This is a genomic window from Geomicrobium sp. JCM 19037 (assembly GCF_000698105.1).
GTDB lineage: Bacteria > Bacillota > Bacilli > Bacillales > Marinococcaceae > Geomicrobium_A.
Genome location: NZ_BAWZ01000043.1, coordinates 21,948 through 39,281 on the forward strand (window position 1 = coordinate 21,948; position 17,334 = coordinate 39,281).

Here is a 17,334-nt window from a genome sequence, read left to right on the forward strand (position 1 = left end):
TATAACAGAAATGTTTCATTTATGAAATCCTTATTACAAATTTCTTAATGAATCGATATAGTCGAGCGCTTGTTCCCGAGTCTCTATCTGGTCATTGAACCACAATTCTTCAACCGATTGAAGTGTATCCTTGATGATCGGTCCTTTTTCAAATCCTCTCACGAGTATGTCTTCTGCTTGAATGAGTGCAGGTAGATTTTTTCGTTTTTCTACGTATTGATTGAGCAGTGAATGTTTGTGACCTGTATGCGTACAAGCCGTGAGTCGTAAAGCATGATTGCTGATCTGCTTTACTGAGCGATGCAGATCACCGTACGTTGTGTTTTCACCTAACCTCAAATTAGATAACGTGCTTAATTCTTGTACGAGTCGTTGCTCTTGCTTCGTGACGGCAAACCGCTCTAGATCGGGCAAGTTGATCGTGTAGAGTGGATAGATTGTAGAAACTATGCCTCGATCTGTGGACTTGAAACATGCCAATGTTTCGGTTGTACGGTCGTTGTATCGTGCACCTGGAAAAAAAGATTGTAATACATGAAGCTCTTCCAGCCGGGCATAAGCTTCAGTAACCATCCCTTCATCAATCATCTTTTGCCATTCGTTTCGAATACGATCTACGGTAAGCTCCTGAATGGATAATTCAGCTTCTTTAATGAACCGGCGACTTTCCATCGTTAATGAAAATCCAAAGCGTCGTTCAAATCGAATTGCACGTAAAATGCGCGTCGGGTCTTCCATGAAACTGAGGTTGTGTAAAGGGCGTAATTGTTGTTTCTTTATATCGTCAACCCCTTCAAACGGATCCAATAGAGCTCCGTAATGCTCTTCATTAATCTGAATGGCTAGTGCATTGATTGTAAAATCTCGCCTGCTAAATCTTCTTTAAGACTTGTACGTCGTACTTTAGGTAAAGAAGAAGGGGCGTCATAATATTCTGCACGAGCACTCGCAAAATCAATCCACTCATCATTTATGAATACTTTAGCTGTTTTAAATGCTTCGTGTTCATGAACGGGCGCTTGGAATTTGTGAGCAAGCTTTTCGGCAAAGTCAATTGCGTCTCCTTCCACAACGAAATCCAGGTCAATGTTACGAATATCCAAAAACAAATCGCGGACGATGCCGCCAACGAGATAAACGTTCATCTGCTCTTCGTCTGCTACCTTGCCCAACTGCTGAAGAAATTGTGTGCGTGCGGGTCCGAGCATTTGATTGAGCCATTCAGATACATTTACGTTTTTTGACTTTTTGGCATCATATAACGCACTCAGTAAATCTGACCGAGAAATGATACCGATGAGCTTCTCATCGTCAATGACGGGAATACGACCGATATCGTGTCTCATCATAAGGTTTTCTACATCCTCAATGGGCGTATTGGCTATGCAAGAGATTACCTGTTCAGTCATATACTTTGACAGGGGCGTGACCAAACCCGTGGTTCGTCGCCCGATGTGCATCGCGTACACTGATCATGCCGACAAGCTGGCCATCATCAACGACGGGAAATCCTGAGTGCCCAAAACGAATCGCTGTCGCTTTTACATCTGCCATATTCATTTGTGAGGAAACGGTTTTAACTGGCGTTGACATAAATGTTTTGGCTGTCACTGCGTCGTCGATATAATTCGCTAAAGAATGAAGCACTGTTTCGAAGATGGAGGACCGATCCGTCTTTTTAACGGTAGCAGCGGCGGCACTAGGGTGACCACCACCGTCAAAAGATTCCATGAGCGTTTGCACATTGAACCGCTCAGATTGGCTTCGACTTACGAGAAAAACTGCGCGATTCATTTCAACGATAGCGATCGTGACGTCCGCGGTTGACAATGATAGCCAGTTTTCAACGATTAGACCTAAGTTTTGAACGTACGTACTTGAGCTCATGCAACTCACTGCAATATTTATCCCGTGTAGATGTTTTGTTTGAGCCATTTGCATGAGCTCTGTTAACAACTGTTGCTGGTCGGCGTTCAAAACCGCACCGTGGTAGGTTTGAATGACAGATAGAGAAATTCCGTCTTCAAATAGCTTGTGTAATACAGAAATATCCCGTATCGTCGTTGAGCCATAAGTGAACGAGCCTGTATCGCTGTATAAACCTAGTGCAAACAACGTCCGCTCCCATTCGGTTAGTGCAATTTCTTCTTCAAAAATCACTTCGGCCAGTATGGTGACCGTTGCCCCTGTTTGTTCTTGAACACCTGTGACCATTGTTTTCTGTGGATGATGATCATAGACAATGACCTCCGTTGGAGAAGCATTCTGAAGTACTTTTGAGCAACGTCCTACATCATTGACATCGACGAGAATAATCGTATGAATGTCGTCGCTATTTACATCTTTTTCTTCATAATATGAAAATGCATCCCGATTCAACGCCAAATACTGTTGCACATCTGGACTCACATGAGAAGGAAGCAAAAGGTGAGCATCGGTGTGTATCTTTTGGGCTGCAATCATGGAGGCAATTCCATCAAAGTCAGCATGAGTATGGGTAGAAATTAGCTTCATAAGTTCAACTCCTGTTTCGACATACCCTCCTCATGAGGAGGGCAAAGCGTGCATATACTAAGAGGAAATAAGGGGGCGGACGGCTTGGTCTTTCGCGTTTCAATGGCAATCCTTGGTATAAGTATAGCAACAATTGGCGGTGTAGGCTTGGTCGCGTACTCCAACTTGATTGTATCCGGATATAGTTTGTACGAGTTTTGGGAATTCATTAGCGTGCGTGCCGAGCTCTATCTATTGCTCGGAGGGTTGCTCGTTTCATTTATTTCACTCACTGGTAAGAAAAAGAAAAAACAAGCAAATCTTATTGAAAAGAAGTGACTAGAGAATAAAAAATTCACAGTCCGACTATACTGTAGATACAATTTTATCGGTATAGGAAGGGGGAGTCCATATGGCCCGAATACGTGACGTGTGGGTCAATTGGTTCGAAGGAGAAGAGAACGGATACAACATTTGTCCTTTTCATGAATGGAGAAGCGAAGACCGAATTGAAGTACTTGATCAAGCAGAAGTGGTATATGTGACAGATCGCTTGTTTCTACAACTAGAAAACAGCCTCGAGGAGATTCCTAGACAACTATTGGACGCCGTATATAAAAAAAGTGCGCTCAGAAAGAACATGTCAAAGTTACCCCTTGATTATTGCTTTATTGCAACGAACAAAAAAAGCTCGTTAGCGGTAGACACACTCGGATACGAAACACCAATTAGAAAAAGCCGTTTAACACCACGCCAAGAAAAATTAGCGTTAGAAGCGATCGAGCAAGATCAAGAACCACAATACACAGATGAGTTAACCGACATCGATAAGCATTACCATATCCTTTCTCCACACCCTACGGTCATGCACGGTTTAACGAGAAAAGAAAGACAGTTAAAACAGTTGCTGTTTATGGCCATTGACCAATTAAAATCGTCTGGTTTTGATGCCGAAATTCGCTATTGGTATACAGAATGGTCACCGGATAAGTATTTGGACATTCAACTGATGAGTAAAGATGAAGCATGGGACCGGTTATATGATGAGGTAAGAGGCGGGTGGAGTGAAGATCATTATGCGCTTTGTGAATCGTTAATTAAAGGTCAACCATTCTTTGAGAAGTTATGGGACATGCAGCACGAAAGTGAAATGCATAAATAGACGTTTTTTAAAACATCGTTACGACTCCGTTTACATCAGGAAAAAACTTGCTTATAATGAAGCGTAGGTTTAACGGACAAGGGAGGAAGTAATATGGACGGTTTGGCGTATACAATCATGCAAATTTTTGTCATCCTTTTTGCAGTCGGAACAATCGGGGGCAGCCTGTTTGTCGGTCATGTATGGAGAAAAGGATCGAAGAACCAATAATAAAAACTCTTGATCAAGGGAAGATCAAGAGTTTTTATATGTTTATTGGCGTTGTAGTCCCATGGCTTCTTCAGCTTTTTGTAGCATTTTTGTTGCACGTTCATTGGCGCGATCAGCACCTTCGTCCAACACTTGATCAATTTCGTCTGATTCGTATAGTTCAGTAAAGCGTGTTTGAATCGGGCGGATGCTGTCGACAACAATATCCGCTAAGTCCGTCTTAAATGCGCCATAGCCCTTTCCAACATAGGTTTTTTCAATGCTAGAAATGTCTTGGTCGGTAAGCGTAGCGTAGATGGTTAGCAAATTACTAATGGCCGGCTTATTCTCCTCATCATAACGCACGTCATTGTCAGAGTCTGTCACCGCACTTTTCATTTTCTTAACGATCGTTAACTCATCATCAAGCATTGATATGAATGCTTTTTGATTGGCGTCTGATTTGCTCATCTTCTTTTCTGGATTTTGAAGTGACATAATTCGTTTCCCTAGCACGAGCGTTTCAGGGAGGGTGAAAATGTCTTTGTATTGCCGGTTAAAGCGTTCCGCTAACGTCCTTGTCAGCTCTATATGTTGGCGCTGATCATCACCGACTGGAACGACGTCCGTTCCATATAAAAGGATATCGGCAGCCATGAGCGGTGGGTACGTGAGCAAAGCTGAAGATACACCGCTTTTGCCTTCAGATTTGTCTTTAAACTGAGTCATTCGTTCCAATTCACCGATATATGCTAAGCATTGCATAATCCAAGCCATTTGTGCATGGGCAGGTACTTCTGACTGATGAAATAGTGTTGAACGCTTCGGGTCAATACCAGAGGCGATATATAGTGCTGCCAATTTTCGTTTTTGGTCCCGCAACTTCTCCGGGTCTTGTGGCACGGTAATGGCGTGTTGATCCACCACGCAAAAGTAACTGTCGTACTCCTCTTGCAAGCCAACGAAATGTTTCATTGCTCCTAAATAGTTGCCAAGGGTAATAATTCCACTTGGCTGGATTCCAGAAAAAATGGTTTTCATACTCTCGCTCATTCCTTTCCTATAAGCCGTACATTATTCAATCTACATTCGCACATCATATAGCGACTAGCCCTTTTTTCTGTTCCGCCATCGGTCATAAATGAACGTGGGTATCAAGATAAAAAGAAAGGCTAGGGCAACGGGTCTTAGTGAGTATCCGGTTGTGTAATCAACGATGACAAACACGAGGAGACAAACCGCTAGAACCATTGTAACCACCCGCATTCTACCACTCCCTTAAAGCATAAGTATAGCAGAATCATAGGAGGGTTTACCATTGCAAAGCAGAACGAGGCGAGTATTTGTCGCTTTATGTGCAGCTTTTCTTTTGTTTAGTTACAGCTCCACCGAAACATTTGCCTTTTCGTTACAAGACACAGATGGGGCTGAGATTGCACTCCATGACTACAAAGGTGAGCAAGTTCTCCTTTTATTTTTCACAACGTGGTGTGAAGTGTGCCAAGAGGAATTGGCAATGCTGGCTGAGAACAAACAACAGTTATATCAAGCGGGCATTTCACTTATCGCCGTTAATATGACAGATGACGAACTGAATGAACGTGTTGTTGAAGAAGTGGCAAAGCAATTACCGTTTCCTGTATTGCTTGATCCCGACCAGTTAGCCAGTCGCCAATACGGCGTACTTGGGGTGCCGATGACGATCGCGGTTAATGAAGACGGTGAAGAAGTAAGCCGGTTTTTCGGGCCATCAAGCCTAGAACAGCTGCTCGTGGCATTTGACAATTCTTAACGAAACACGTACATGAGAATGACAGCTACAAAGTACAACAAGATAATGACAATCGCTGGCCACGTTCGCTCTCGGTAGTTCCTTGCCACGTAAATCGCTCCTGCAATGGCGATGCTATTGACGAGGAGAATGAGCCTGTAACGATGTTCGTCATGGATGCCGCTTGCAATATTGATCCGTCGTACAAGAAGTCACACACAGAAAGAATGAGTAAATTAAACAAATTGCTTCCGAGTATGGAGGCGGCAGCTAAATTGCGATTGTTTAAGGAAAGTGCCACATACACGGTAACGACTTCGGGTAACGACGTGGTCGTTGCAATAAGAAAACTACCGACAAAGCTCGACCCTAATCCGGTAATGACGGCAATTTGGTCCCCTGCAAAGGTGAGCACTGTACCTGAGATGAGAATGATGACTGCGGCAATGATGAAGCCAATCATTGCCCCTTTTAGTGTGTATTTTTCTTCTTGAAGATCGTCTTTTGAATCGTCAAGCTCTTCATTAGCAGCGCTAGACGTTTTTTGTAACACCCATATATTTAGTCCGTATAGCAACAACAAAAGGATGGATTCAATGCCGATGTTGAGAAGCGGGATCTCAATCGTGAAGAATAAAGCCAACACAACGATGACGGTCATCGCTAAGCCGATGTATGCCGTGTATTGTTGTTGACGATCGACATTGGAAAGGATGAGTTTTTTTCTATAAATAAGTAGAAACGTAGCTAAAATACCAATATTAAATATGTTGCTACCAAGTACGTTACCAACAGCCATGTCGGGGTTGTCGAGGTAAACAGCTGTAATGCTTGTCGTCACTTCAGGCAATGACGTCGCCCCAGCGAGTAGAAAGGTGCCAATAAGCAAGGAACCAAAAGAAGATAAGCGACTAATGGCATCGGCGTATGTACTAATTTTTACAGCAGCAAGAACAGTAACGATAACCGCAACAATAAACCAAATAAAAACCATAGCATTCATCCTTTGCATAACACTGATGACCTATAGTATACCCACTTTTTCAGTTTTTAGCAGTGACTTCCACTTACTCCAACAATTTCATCTAACAAAGAAATTCTGGTAGTGAAGGGCTGTGTACATAAATGCATCCAATAACAGAACAATAGGTTTATGAGTCGAGCGTCCGAGGGGTGTAATCATGAAGCTGTTGAAAGTAGGAGCCATAGTCATTAGTGTATGCAGCATACTTTTGGCAGGAGACATCGGTTTTTTAGAAGCTGCGAATGAGCCACATCCAGTACTAAAACAAAGAGCGGTAGAACGTAAACAGTTACCAATAGAGATGAAACGGTTTGCTCCAGCGAATGATGGCGTTAAAGGTGTATACGTATCTGCCCATTCTGCAGGTGGTGAACGGTTAAACTCATTGATTCAACTTGTTGAAGAATCCGAACTAAACGCAATGGTCATTGATGTAAAAGATGACTACGGCAACATCACGTTTACACCTGAAAGCGGTTCAGCGTACGCACATCGATCATCGCATATTATTGATGATCCAGAGGAGTTACTAAAACAATTGAATCAAAAGAACATCTATCCCATTGCCAGAGTGGTCGTATTCAAAGATACCCGACTTGCAATGGACCAACCTGAATTGTCTTTTTTAGAGGACAAACAAGTTTGGAAAAACAATCGAGATGAGGCTTTCGTCAATCCTTTTCGAGAAGATGTATGGGCATACAATGTCGATGTTGCAAAAATGGCTGCCCGTTTGGGTTTTAAAGAAATTCAATTTGATTATGTACGCTTTCCAGAAGGGTTTGAAACGAGAGACGAATTGTTGACGTATGATTTCGGCGAATATACTAACGCAAGTACGAGTCGAGACAAGTCGCGTGTTCAAGCAGTGACAGATTTTGTAGAATATGCCAAAGAGGAACTGCGTCTGTTTCATATCGATGTGTCCGTTGACATTTTTGGATATGCAGCGACTGTAGACGAAGCCGCGGGCATCGGTCAAAACTTCTCGCAAATCTCTGAGCACGTTGATGTGATAAGCTCGATGATTTATCCGAGTCACTGGACAGCACACTTTGGTATTGAACAACCAGATAAAGAACCTTATCGATTGACGAGTGCCTATGCACAAATGGAAAATGACGTGCTCGCACAGGTTAAGAATGCGCCTAAATCTAGACCGTGGATTCAGGATTTTACGGCAAGTTGGCTAGGAGAAGGAAACTACATTCCTTATGGTAAAGAAGAAGTGGAAGCACAAATACAAGCGTTACATGATCATGACATTCATGAATACTTACTATGGAATGCAGGCAATCATTATACAGAAGGGGTAAATTATACCCCGAAACGATCAATTTCGACATTTTAGGTCATGAAGAGTAGGGCTTTTCTCATGATATATTGCGTATTTTTTATGTTTATAGGTTTACGCTTCGTTCATTCGGGGTACTTCAATTATGGATAGGATAATATGTAAAGAATGTCACATAACGTTCAGTTGCTACATTAGAATTATTATTGTACAATTAATGTAACACGATAGCAGTGAACGTGCGCTGAAACGTTAATAGACGTAGTATACATGACTACTTGAGAATGTTAATCAGTTTAATATTGATCTTACATTGAGGGAGAGGGTCTTACATGGTGACGTTATTAACATCGCCGAGTTGTACTTCTTGTCGAAAAGCAAAAGGTTGGTTAGAGGAGCACGATATACCGTTCCAAGAAAGAAATATATTTTCGGAACCTCTTTCTGTACAAGAAGTGAAAGATATTGTACGAATGACCGAAGATGGAACAGACGAGATTGTATCAAAAAGGTCTAAGATCTTTCAAGAGTTGAATGTGGATGTGGATACACTCCCGCTGCAACAGTTGTTTGAGCTAATCAGTGAGCATCCAGGGTTGCTTAGACGTCCAATTATTTTTGATGAAAAGCGTCTACAAGTTGGTTATAATGAAGCGGAAATTCGCCGCTTTTTACCGAGGCAAATTCGGACGTATTTCTTACAAGAAGCACAAAAGCTCGTTAATTGACAACGGAAAAACTTCTACCTTAATGGCAGAAGTTTTTCTTCATTTTTTACTTCCAAACCGACTAAAATAAATCAGGCATAACAGACAACAATCGATGATACACTAATAAAACACCCATTTTTCAAGCGCAAATCTCTTGAAATTAAAAGTGATAAATGGTATAAATGAACAACCTTAGAATTCACATTCTTTTTCTTGAATGGGTACACTTATCCTTAACAAACTTAGGGGATTCGTATAGAATAGAAGAAGGTTTAAATTCGCTTAACGGTGTGAATAAGAATGTGAAGATCCACTTTAACCCGAGGAGGGAGAAACTGTGGAAATCGAAAGAATAAATGATACTACAATAAAGTTTTACATTACGTATGCAGATATTGAAGACAGAGGCTTTGACAGCGAAGAGATTTGGTACAATCGGGAACGCGGTGAAGAGTTCTTTTTTGAAATGATTAATGAAGCGCACGACCATGAGAATTTCGAAATTGAAGGCCCGCTATGGATCCAAGTACAGGCATTTGATAAAGGTTTAGAAATTGTTGTTACACGGGGTCAAATGAACGATGGCAATGTTAAGCTTGAGATTCCTGTGAGCAAAGACCGTGACGATGATGTTGATGAAAGCATCGTTGATATGCTCGATGAGCAGCTTCGCACACGCAAGAAAGACCGTGACGGAGCAGGTAGCGATGAGCCATTAAGTATTGTCATTGCTTTTAAAGACCTTGAGGATCTTTTACAACTTAGTAAATCCGTTAAGTTAGAGCACGTTCAGAACGAAGTGTATGCAATGGAGAATACGTATTATCTCCACATCGTTTTTGATGATTATTATGATGAAGACGATCAAGATAATTTGTTAAGTCGTGTCCTTGAGTATGGTCACGAGTCAGATATGTCCATTCATCGTATTAGTGAGTATGGAAAGACTGTTGTGAGTGAGAATGGCTTACAAGTACTTTCAACGTACTTTTCATAATGCGTTCACGAGCAAGTCCTAACGAAGGATTTGCTTTTTTTGTCGTTATAAAGGATTTAAGGTAGTCAGTGGAGAACATACAATAAGCTGGGTACTCTTGTTAGAAAGGAACGGAGATGTTTACAGCTTACGATGAAAAAAGACAGCTGTTTTGTTTATTAGACCAAGCTGAAGTTCCTAATGATCAAATGAAACAGTTGGTATGGCATTGTCCGATTTGTGAAGAAGCGGTCTTGTATCGGGCAGGAGGTAAAAACCGCCCGCATTTTTCTCATTATTCAAACTCTAGTTGTGCAGGTTCTGAAGAAACGAAAGAACATCGAGAAGGCAAGGAACGCTTGTATGCATGGGTGAAGACGTTTGCTGAAGAAGTTGAAGTTGAGAAATGGTTACCGATGATCGATCGAAGAGCAGATGTGTGGTTTCGTTATCGCGGGGTGCACTATGTATTCGAAATGCAGTGTTCTCCTGTTGACAGAATGGCGATTCGCGAGCGAACGTTAGCATATGAGTCGCAATCGATTCAAGTACTGTGGGTCCTACCAGCAGAATTAATGAAAAGAACAGCAACGGCAATCTATATTCAAGAGTGGCAACAAGAGGCATGTTTTCAGACCGGTTCGTTCCCTCCACAACTCATGTACCTTGGGCAACAACTGAGCATTGCGACGTTGTCTGCGTACATGTCTCCACGGAAATTTATAGCTTCTTGGTCTTCCCTTCCTCTAACTCCTTCCGGTTTTTCCCTACTCATTCACGATCATCTCAGTGTAAAAAATGAGCCGAAAGCACAACTATTTTATAAACAACAATCGCGCTATGGGAAGGTGAAACTGCAAACGGCTTTCAGCCAACACGTACAAGAGAGGTTGTATCGGTATAAATCCCCACTTTACTTGCACCCCGCTGAATGTGGATGGTTTGTTCCAGGTCAAGTATGGGTGAGTGAGCACCTGTCGTTTGGCAGACGTATGTATGGCTGTCATTGATTGAGTCCGAGCAACATGAATTTCATGAATGGATCAATGACGAGTTAGCCGAGGTGATGAAATGGTTAGGCATGTCAGAGCGACAAGCGATTCGTCTTATGAGTCAGTACGTCCAGCTGTTGCAACGCTTGCATGGACAGAAGCCCAATGACACATTGCTCCCGACGCTCGAGCTTTCCTTTCCGAAGTCTGCAGATGAGCACATCGCCAAGATCGACAAATATACGCTCGATTGCCTGTTACTTTTAAGAAAACCCTTTGAATCTCCTGCGCTCGTTGAATAAATGTACCGTGAACAAAATCGATACAAAGAGCAACGGGACGGCGAGAAGAAGTGGAATGAAGCGAAGTACAGACAACAAAAACAGCACATAACAAACAAATACGAAACAGAGGCCCAGCAGCATTTGTTTCATTCTTATCAACTCCAAAAACAGTTTGTCTATTTTATGCTCGACCACACAAAAAAAGACTGAAGAGCTGTTAGTCTTCAGTCCCATTCGTATATCTCCAAAACTCTCCATGTTTGACCGGTACGCATTCTACTTTCTGCTGTAATTGCAGTTTCTTCATTTCTGAAACCGCTTCTTTCGTCGTTAAATCAAACACTTCTGCAATCTCTTTTGTAGCGACAAATCTATACTTCTCAAGGAATTCCATTAGTGTACATGGGGTGTTTGGTTCCGGTTTGAAGCCGAGTAGATCTGTAAGAACTTCCACATAAGTGGAGTAGCTATGAAGCCCAGAAACCTTAACACCAGCGTCTTCAATACAGTCGTTAAAGAATATCATTGAAGGGACTTCCTGGACACCCATTTCTTCTGTTGTGCTCATGTCACAACGTAGTGCCCGAGAAATTGTACCTGAATGAAAATCATTGTTGAATTCTCTCTCATCCAAACCCGCCTCTTTTGCGCAGTCAACAAGAACGTCTTCCTCAGTTACATTTTTCTTATTCAAAAACAGCAGTTCCCGTAACCGTCTTAAATAGCGAATGCCACTTTGTCTTCCTTGCATTTCAGCAGCTTTTACCGCTAGGGCGGGCAATTCTGTGTTGGAGAAAGGATTCTCACGCCACACATCTCCATCACAACACATGCCTGTCTTCTTCGAGGTCACATCCCATAAGTCAGACAGTGAGCGATTGTTTTGCTCATGAATCCACGCACTTGTAGACGTAGGAACGATAAAGTATCTAAGGGTGATTAGATTACCGTATTCCATATTAATTTTCTTTAACGTCGGCTCGATTCCCCAGCATGCCGGGCAAAGAGGATCAGTAAAAACATACAGTTCAAGCTTTTTAAATGCTCGTTTCTCTGTGTGCTCCTCTTCACCACTACCGCAAATCCCTGAATTTGTATCACAATGTTGTTTAGCCGTCAGCAAAGGAATATCCCCTTTCCCCTAATGTGATTGATTCACCATATGAGACGCAGTAAGTGTAAGGCGATGAAAGAGTGCGTCGGAAGCGTCTAATGGAAGATCACTTTCGTCCATCGCTTGCTTCATGCATTCAAGCCAAGCTTCTGCTCGTTCAGGTGTAATCTCAAAAGGCAAATGTCTCGCCTCAATCTAGGGTGACCGTGTTCTGTTGTGTAGAGTGGTCCTCCACCCGTAAATTGTGTCAGAAATTGCTTTTGTTTTCGTTTAGTTTCTGACAGATCGCTAGGAAAAATTGGTGACAATCGCGGGTCTTCTGCGACGTGATCATAAAAGCGCTCCACGAGTCGGTCAATCGCTGCAGCACCGCCAATTTCTTCATATAAGGATTTCTCCCCTACATTTTCCATACAAATACCCCTTATTTCAGTTCTAAACATATTGTAGCAACGAGACAGTGAGACGGCAAATACTATGATTTATCGAATAGAAAAAGAAGGCAGATGCATGGGCGCATTTGCCTTCTTTTTTTAATAAACGACTATGCAAAAGATTGATACGTATCAAGTACTCTCGGAACATAAGCCTTCGTTTCTTTAAACGGTGGGATGCCATTATGTTTGTCGACATTACCAGGCCCCGCATTATAAGCGGCCAGTGCCAAGCTTACATCGCCGTTGTAACGACGTAACATATCTTTAATATAGCGGGTGCCGCCATCAATGTTTTGAGCAGGGTCATATGAATCAGTCACTTGTAACCCTCTAGCTGTGCCTGGCATGAGTTGCATGAGTCCCTGGGCTCCTGCATGACTCGTTGCTTGTGGGTTAAAGTTGGATTCATGTTTGATAATCGAGTAAATGAGTCGAGCATCTACACCATGTTCGTTCGCACTTTGTTCAATAAGGTGATTGAACGGACCCGGTGGTAATGTTGATGATGCGTATGTATGATTGAGGTGTAGCTCCGGTGCTTCAATATTTGCAAAATCAGACACGAAAGACCCATCAAAGTAGAGGGAACGATCCATTTGCATATCAAATGGGAAACGATCATTACCAACCGATTGTACGTTCGACAACACAGAGGCAAAATGTTCATAACCGCTTGCTGACTGGGGTTGCTTTGACGGAAGGGACGAAGTTGCCGGTAGCAATGATAAAGGATGAATCACTTTCATTTTAGTATCCTCCCTCATCTATAGTATACTTTGACTATAGCAGATTGTTGGAAGAAAGCGTAGGTCGATTTACATTTTTTCCTGTAAAGATTTCTTTCGGTCAAAAAAGCGTTTTACTTTCGGTGAAGGATCATCGTTTTGCAACAAAAATGGGTATGTTTTTGCAAGTTGTTTTAAGACGAGGTTCACATGACTCGTTGAACTTCCTTCAAATTCAAGTTCAAAGTCACTTGTCCCAAGGTACTCACTATGATCTAAGAAATAAGAGCCGTCATTAGAATTCCACGTTGCACGGTGAGTAGACAACGTACCAAGATGCAGAAGCGATGATTTGGAAATTCCCCACTCCTCTTCCAACCAAGATAATACCGTCGCATCTGGTAAAGCGGAAAGTGGTGTTTCAGTGGACCAGCTTTCTAAAGGAATGCGATCATGTTTTTCATGGGCCCCATCCTCCATTTTGATCTTTAACGTGAGTGTCATTTCGTCTTCTTTTAACCGAATTCGTAGCGCTGCGTTTCGTTCTTTCAATTGGAAGTCGGCTGTGTCAAAATAATGATTGTGCTGAGTAATGAATGGTGTGCCTTCGGTTTATGTTCTGTACATAATTGCTCAAACTGACGTTCGGTCAGTGCGCGTTTCCCTTCAAATTCAAATTCTTCATGGTGCTGTGCCATAATTGACTCACCTCCGAATGCATTATCGCACAGTGAAGAGAGCGTTAACAATAGTAGATTAGAAAAAGAGGTGGTCAACATGTCCGATATTCAAATTGATCAAATTCTTATTACTGAACATCGTGCACAAATGATTCCGAAAAATGAAGAACAGCTTTCGTCCGATTGTAAAGCGGCAATGCGAATGCTTGCAGATTCTGACCGACTTGCATTCGTATATGTCATTGAATGCAATGGTGAGTTCCAAAAAGTACATCTTCCAGAGTTTTTTTGGCCGATTTTAGCCGACATTCATCAAAAACAAGTGCCCGTTTACTTAGGGAATGATGACATTGAACTGATGGACTTTCATGATGAATTAGAGATGCTTCTCGACAACATACCTGACAATAATAATTATGGAAAAGCGATGGAAGAAGCAGTCGCTAAACATTTTCTAAATCACAACAGAGAATGAGGGTGGAATCATGATTGAAAACTGGGAAGTATTCTTGCAACCTTATCGACAAGCGGTTGAGGAATTAAAGGTGAAGTTTCGCAGTTTACGCGTCCAATACCAACGCTCATCTAAACATACACCCATTGAATTTGTTACAGGCAGAGTTAAACCGTTATCAAGCATTGAAGAAAAAGCAAAACGAAAAAACATCCCGCTCACAGAGATTGAAAATCGCATGCAAGACATCGCTGGGGTACGAATTGTTTGTCAATTCGTTACAGACATTGATGCGATTGTAGAAATGATTCAAAGCCGAAATGATATTACCATTATAAGTGAGCGTGATTATATAAAAGAAAAGAAATCAAGTGGGTATCGGTCTTACCATATGGTGATTGACTATCCTGTCCACACAATTGAAGGAACGAAGCATATTCTCGTAGAAATTCAAGTTCGTACGATGGCGATGAATTTTTGGGCAACGATTGAACACTCGTTAAATTACAAGTACAGAGGCGAAATTCCAAAAGATATTAAGGAACGTCTGTATCGCGCAGCAGAAGCGGCATCAAATCTGGATGAAGAGATGTCGAAAATTCAAGGTGAAGTACGTGAAGCACAGACGATTATCCAAGAAAGACAAGAAAACCATCGCGAGTCATTTAAAAACGAATCGTCAGGAGGCACTGTATGAAATATGATGTAACGTCGAGAGGGGACGATGTTTCCAACCATATTGCGCGTACCGTCGTTGAAGCTTAAACAGCCATCAATTAGAACAAGATCCGAAAGAACCTGAAATTGTCATTTCTGTAGGTGGGGACGGCACATTACTAGAAGCGTTTCATCGCCATAAGCACCGGCTGCAAAACACTTGCTTTGTCGGGGTTCACACGGGTCATTTAGGGTTTTATGCGGACTGGAGACCCGATGAAGCGGACAAGTTAGTCATCCATATTGCGAAGACTCCGTTTCAAGTCGTCGAGTACCCATTGCTTGAAGTGACCGTTCGTTATCATGACGGTGATTCTTCGGATCGGTATTTGGCCTTAAACGAATGTACAGTGAAAACGACGGAAGGGTCTCTCGTCTGTAACGTGGACATTAAAGGAGAAGAGTTTGAGACGTTTCGTGGCGATGGGTTATGTATCTCCACGCCATCTGGCAGCACGGCGTATAATAAAGCTTTAGGTGGGGCAATTTTGCATCCGTCGCTTGCATCAATGCAGATTTCAGAAATGGCCTCCATCAACAACCGGGTGTATCGAACAATTGGTTCCCCTTTAGTCCTCCCAGAACATCACACGTGCCTTTTAAAACCGCTCAATGATGTGAGCATGCAATTGACGATCGACCATTATTCACTCGTTAGTAAAGATATTGCTTCCATCCAGTGTCGTGTTGCTGATGAATATGTGCGCTTTGCGAGGTTTCGCCCTTTTCCATTTTGGAAGCGCGTGAAAGAGTCATTTATTGGTGAATAACGAGCCGTTTGCCAGCTGGACGTGGACCGTTCATGACGACTTTCAAGGAACAGTATCCGCATATGTCAAAACGGTCCGCCACATGTCTTCGCGCTCAGTGAAGTTACTGAAAAGCTGCGGAAAAATCCGAGTGAATGGCGAGCGTGCGCATATGGGTAGTCTTTTGCAAGGGAAAGATCGACTTAAGATTCACTATCCATTCATCGCACCTCCGGCTCATTTTAAGCCGTGTGCGTTGGCGGTTGAAATTCTTTTTGAAGATGACCACCTCATTGCTGTAAACAAACCAAGTGGAGTGAAGACGTTGCCAGGTCAAGGAGAACGAGGGGTTTCCCTTGCTGAGCAAGTGATTTATTATTTCCAGCAGACCAAACAAAGTGGGGGCGTTCATCCAGTAAGCCGGTTAGATCAGTTTACGAGTGGAATTGTGATTTTTGCGAAGCATCGTTTTGCCCACGATCAATTGCACAAACGTTTACAAGAAGAAGTAGGGAAGCGATATGTGGCGATTGTGGATGGGAAATTACGAGCAGAAGAGCAGACCATTCAACAGCCGATCGCACGAAAAGAAGGATCAATAATAGAACGGACGGTTTCTTCAGGAGGGGACCCGGCAATGACCCATTACCGAAAAGTATGGACAGGTCACGACCGAACACTCCTGGATGTTAAACTTTATACAGGTAGAACCCATCAAATACGCGTCCACATGGCATCAATCGGTTTTCCGATAACAGGTGATACACTTTATGGCAATGCTTCATCCCATATTGCTAGACAAGCGTTGCATTGCAAGTCAAACACATTTACGCACCCGATAACAAACGACCGACTTCACATTGAAGCACCGTTACCGGTGGATATGCTGAATATGATCCCCGAAAACTATAGCTAAACAACACCTAAAAACCGTGAGCTGATGCTGTCATGGAAATCAGCACCGCATCTTATTATAGAAAAAGCCCCCGAAGTCAACGTTGACCTCGGGGGTTTTTAAATTAGAAACGATTGAGAGTACCTCCATGCGTTGTTAAGTAGCCATTTGAGTATTTGCTAAATGAGTACTGTGGAGGCAGATGATTAGTGAGATTGAGGAGTAGGCCAAATGCCATTCTGTCCCAGAACCCGAACGATTATTCGTATCACTCTCATCTATACCGTACAGGCTAAAACGATCTATATATGGTGTACTAAAGAAATTCACTGATCTTGAGGTGATAACTGCATAATTTCCTCGCCTATACATTAGGCGTAAGAAATTCTACCACTCTTTTCGGTAACAAAGACCGAAAAGACATTAACGAGAGTCATGACGAAGACCGCTCGGTTTTTCTTCGGCATCTAGAGTGCCGATGGTTGCTAGCTCTTGAAGTTTGGTTTACAGTCGATCATTCTTAGATAATTTATTATGAAGTGAGGTGTTCCAAAGCGATCTAGGTCGCCAATTTCCCAGAAATTCCCAAAAAAAGAGCTACCGTCGTCTCCGTCCGTGCAGGAAAACGATCTATATAGGATGAACTTAACATTTTTCTAATTGCACAG

At 42.4% G+C, this 17,334-nt stretch carries 19 protein-coding genes and 3 pseudogenes; 12 read left to right on the top strand and 10 right to left on the bottom strand.

Annotation, left to right across the window (positions count from 1 at the left end):
- Nucleotides 1-33: 33 nt before the first annotated feature.
- The 3 genes and pseudogenes from JCM19037_RS18910 to JCM19037_RS18920 all read right to left on the bottom strand — a co-directional run bounded on the left by JCM19037_RS18910 (nucleotide 34) and on the right by JCM19037_RS18920 (nucleotide 2,514).
- A complete protein-coding gene (locus JCM19037_RS18910; protein WP_042403748.1) occupies nucleotides 34-807 on the bottom strand; it encodes a CCA tRNA nucleotidyltransferase in 774 nt (257 codons plus the stop codon).
- Between the two features lie 15 nt (nucleotides 808-822).
- Nucleotides 823-1,460 (bottom strand): annotated as a pseudogene (locus tag JCM19037_RS18915) (CBS domain-containing protein); the annotation flags it as partial.
- The gene (locus JCM19037_RS18920) at nucleotides 1,402-2,514 is read right to left on the bottom strand and encodes a DHH family phosphoesterase (RefSeq protein ID WP_042403752.1); all 1,113 of its coding nucleotides are present in this window, start codon (nucleotides 2,512-2,514) and stop codon (nucleotides 1,402-1,404) included. The pseudogene JCM19037_RS18915 and the gene JCM19037_RS18920, both read right to left, overlap by 59 nt.
- 48 nt (nucleotides 2,515-2,562) lie before the next feature.
- On the opposite strand from JCM19037_RS18920, the gene JCM19037_RS18925 reads away from it, so the two are divergent.
- On the top strand, nucleotides 2,563-2,832 hold the full coding sequence (locus tag JCM19037_RS18925; RefSeq protein WP_042403754.1) for a hypothetical protein: 270 nt from the start codon (nucleotides 2,563-2,565) through the stop codon (nucleotides 2,830-2,832).
- 73 nt (nucleotides 2,833-2,905) lie between these two features.
- Nucleotides 2,906-3,655, top strand: coding sequence for a DUF3603 family protein (locus JCM19037_RS18930; RefSeq protein ID WP_042403756.1), 750 nt, complete (start codon nucleotides 2,906-2,908; stop codon nucleotides 3,653-3,655).
- A gap of 252 nt (nucleotides 3,656-3,907) precedes the next feature.
- Here JCM19037_RS18930 and trpS read toward each other — a convergent pair whose 3' ends face one another.
- A complete protein-coding gene (trpS, locus tag JCM19037_RS18935) occupies nucleotides 3,908-4,885 on the bottom strand; it encodes a tryptophan--tRNA ligase (protein ID WP_042403758.1) in 978 nt (325 codons plus the stop codon).
- Between the two features lie 277 nt (nucleotides 4,886-5,162).
- On the opposite strand from trpS, the gene JCM19037_RS18940 reads away from it, so the two are divergent.
- On the top strand, nucleotides 5,163-5,636 hold the full coding sequence (locus JCM19037_RS18940; RefSeq protein ID WP_042403760.1) for a peroxiredoxin: 474 nt from the start codon (nucleotides 5,163-5,165) through the stop codon (nucleotides 5,634-5,636).
- Nucleotides 5,637-5,661: 25 nt separating this feature from the next.
- Here the strand turns inward: JCM19037_RS18940 and JCM19037_RS18945 are convergent, their stop codons facing one another.
- On the bottom strand, nucleotides 5,662-6,609 hold the full coding sequence (locus tag JCM19037_RS18945) for a sodium:calcium antiporter (RefSeq protein WP_052364074.1): 948 nt from the start codon (nucleotides 6,607-6,609) through the stop codon (nucleotides 5,662-5,664).
- Between the two features lie 187 nt (nucleotides 6,610-6,796).
- Here JCM19037_RS18945 and JCM19037_RS18950 point away from each other — a divergent pair, with 187 nt between their 5' ends.
- The 5 genes from JCM19037_RS18950 to JCM19037_RS18970 all read left to right on the top strand — a co-directional run bounded on the left by JCM19037_RS18950 (nucleotide 6,797) and on the right by JCM19037_RS18970 (nucleotide 10,913).
- On the top strand, nucleotides 6,797-7,990 hold the full coding sequence (locus tag JCM19037_RS18950; RefSeq protein WP_042403762.1) for a putative glycoside hydrolase: 1,194 nt from the start codon (nucleotides 6,797-6,799) through the stop codon (nucleotides 7,988-7,990).
- Between the two features lie 275 nt (nucleotides 7,991-8,265).
- Nucleotides 8,266-8,661 (top strand): transcriptional regulator SpxA, encoded by a 396-nt coding sequence (spxA, locus tag JCM19037_RS18955; protein WP_042403763.1) that lies wholly within the window; start codon nucleotides 8,266-8,268, stop codon nucleotides 8,659-8,661.
- A 319-nt stretch (nucleotides 8,662-8,980) separates the two neighbouring features.
- On the top strand, nucleotides 8,981-9,640 hold the full coding sequence (gene mecA, locus JCM19037_RS18960; RefSeq protein ID WP_042403765.1) for an adaptor protein MecA: 660 nt from the start codon (nucleotides 8,981-8,983) through the stop codon (nucleotides 9,638-9,640).
- 116 nt (nucleotides 9,641-9,756) lie between these two features.
- Nucleotides 9,757-10,629, top strand: coding sequence for a competence protein CoiA (locus JCM19037_RS18965; protein WP_042403766.1), 873 nt, complete (start codon nucleotides 9,757-9,759; stop codon nucleotides 10,627-10,629).
- A 53-nt stretch (nucleotides 10,630-10,682) separates the two neighbouring features.
- Nucleotides 10,683-10,913: a hypothetical protein gene (locus tag JCM19037_RS18970; RefSeq protein ID WP_193744814.1), complete on the top strand. Its 231-nt coding sequence runs from the start codon at nucleotides 10,683-10,685 to the stop codon at nucleotides 10,911-10,913.
- A gap of 199 nt (nucleotides 10,914-11,112) precedes the next feature.
- Here JCM19037_RS18970 and JCM19037_RS18980 read toward each other — a convergent pair whose 3' ends face one another.
- From JCM19037_RS18980 to JCM19037_RS26050, 5 genes and pseudogenes are all read right to left on the bottom strand, one after another.
- The gene (locus JCM19037_RS18980) at nucleotides 11,113-12,018 is read right to left on the bottom strand and encodes a DsbA family protein (RefSeq protein WP_193744815.1); all 906 of its coding nucleotides are present in this window, start codon (nucleotides 12,016-12,018) and stop codon (nucleotides 11,113-11,115) included.
- Between the two features lie 18 nt (nucleotides 12,019-12,036).
- Nucleotides 12,037-12,422, bottom strand: a pseudogene (locus tag JCM19037_RS18985) (globin).
- A 131-nt stretch (nucleotides 12,423-12,553) separates the two neighbouring features.
- Nucleotides 12,554-13,192 carry a lytic transglycosylase domain-containing protein gene (locus JCM19037_RS24645; RefSeq protein WP_238544810.1) on the bottom strand — a complete coding sequence of 213 codons (639 nt, stop codon included), beginning with the start codon at nucleotides 13,190-13,192 and terminating at the stop codon, nucleotides 12,554-12,556.
- A gap of 69 nt (nucleotides 13,193-13,261) precedes the next feature.
- Entirely contained in the window at nucleotides 13,262-13,723 is a 462-nt protein-coding gene (locus JCM19037_RS18995; RefSeq protein ID WP_042403771.1) for a CYTH domain-containing protein, read from the bottom strand.
- Nucleotides 13,720-13,869, bottom strand: coding sequence for a hypothetical protein (locus JCM19037_RS26050; protein WP_193744816.1), 150 nt, complete (start codon nucleotides 13,867-13,869; stop codon nucleotides 13,720-13,722). Before JCM19037_RS26050 ends, JCM19037_RS18995 begins: the two co-directional genes overlap by 4 nt.
- A gap of 79 nt (nucleotides 13,870-13,948) precedes the next feature.
- Here JCM19037_RS26050 and JCM19037_RS19000 point away from each other — a divergent pair, with 79 nt between their 5' ends.
- The 4 genes and pseudogenes from JCM19037_RS19000 (at nucleotide 13,949) to JCM19037_RS19015 (ending at nucleotide 16,687) form a co-directional block, all read left to right on the top strand.
- The gene (locus JCM19037_RS19000) at nucleotides 13,949-14,326 is read left to right on the top strand and encodes a hypothetical protein (RefSeq protein ID WP_042403772.1); all 378 of its coding nucleotides are present in this window, start codon (nucleotides 13,949-13,951) and stop codon (nucleotides 14,324-14,326) included.
- A gap of 10 nt (nucleotides 14,327-14,336) precedes the next feature.
- Nucleotides 14,337-15,002 carry a GTP pyrophosphokinase family protein gene (locus JCM19037_RS19005; RefSeq protein WP_042403774.1) on the top strand — a complete coding sequence of 222 codons (666 nt, stop codon included), beginning with the start codon at nucleotides 14,337-14,339 and terminating at the stop codon, nucleotides 15,000-15,002.
- Nucleotides 14,999-15,792 (top strand): annotated as a pseudogene (locus tag JCM19037_RS19010) (NAD kinase). The gene JCM19037_RS19005 and the pseudogene JCM19037_RS19010 overlap by 4 nt, the downstream one beginning before the upstream one ends.
- Nucleotides 15,785-16,687: an RluA family pseudouridine synthase gene (locus JCM19037_RS19015; protein ID WP_152549152.1), complete on the top strand. Its 903-nt coding sequence runs from the start codon at nucleotides 15,785-15,787 to the stop codon at nucleotides 16,685-16,687. Before JCM19037_RS19010 ends, JCM19037_RS19015 begins: the two are co-directional and overlap by 8 nt.
- Nucleotides 16,688-17,334 lie beyond the last annotated feature (647 nt).

Excerpts from the sequence above, each read along its gene's own strand:
- JCM19037_RS24645 (WP_238544810.1), bottom strand. The coding sequence starts at position 13,192 with ATGAAAGTGATTCATCCTTTATCATTGCTACCGGCAACTTCGTCCCTT.
- JCM19037_RS18930 (WP_042403756.1), top strand. The coding sequence starts at position 2,906 with ATGGCCCGAATACGTGACGTGTGGGTCAATTGGTTCGAAGGAGAAGAG.
- JCM19037_RS18965 (WP_042403766.1), top strand. The coding sequence starts at position 9,757 with ATGTTTACAGCTTACGATGAAAAAAGACAGCTGTTTTGTTTATTAGAC.
- JCM19037_RS18920 (WP_042403752.1), bottom strand. The coding sequence starts at position 2,514 with ATGAAGCTAATTTCTACCCATACTCATGCTGACTTTGATGGAATTGCC.
- JCM19037_RS19000 (WP_042403772.1), top strand. The coding sequence starts at position 13,949 with ATGTCCGATATTCAAATTGATCAAATTCTTATTACTGAACATCGTGCA.
- JCM19037_RS26050 (WP_193744816.1), bottom strand. The coding sequence starts at position 13,869 with ATGGCACAGCACCATGAAGAATTTGAATTTGAAGGGAAACGCGCACTG.
- spxA (WP_042403763.1), top strand. The coding sequence starts at position 8,266 with ATGGTGACGTTATTAACATCGCCGAGTTGTACTTCTTGTCGAAAAGCA.
- JCM19037_RS18950 (WP_042403762.1), top strand. The coding sequence starts at position 6,797 with ATGAAGCTGTTGAAAGTAGGAGCCATAGTCATTAGTGTATGCAGCATA.
- JCM19037_RS18945 (WP_052364074.1), bottom strand. The coding sequence starts at position 6,609 with ATGGTTTTTATTTGGTTTATTGTTGCGGTTATCGTTACTGTTCTTGCT.
- trpS (WP_042403758.1), bottom strand. The coding sequence starts at position 4,885 with ATGAAAACCATTTTTTCTGGAATCCAGCCAAGTGGAATTATTACCCTT.
- JCM19037_RS19005 (WP_042403774.1), top strand. The coding sequence starts at position 14,337 with ATGATTGAAAACTGGGAAGTATTCTTGCAACCTTATCGACAAGCGGTT.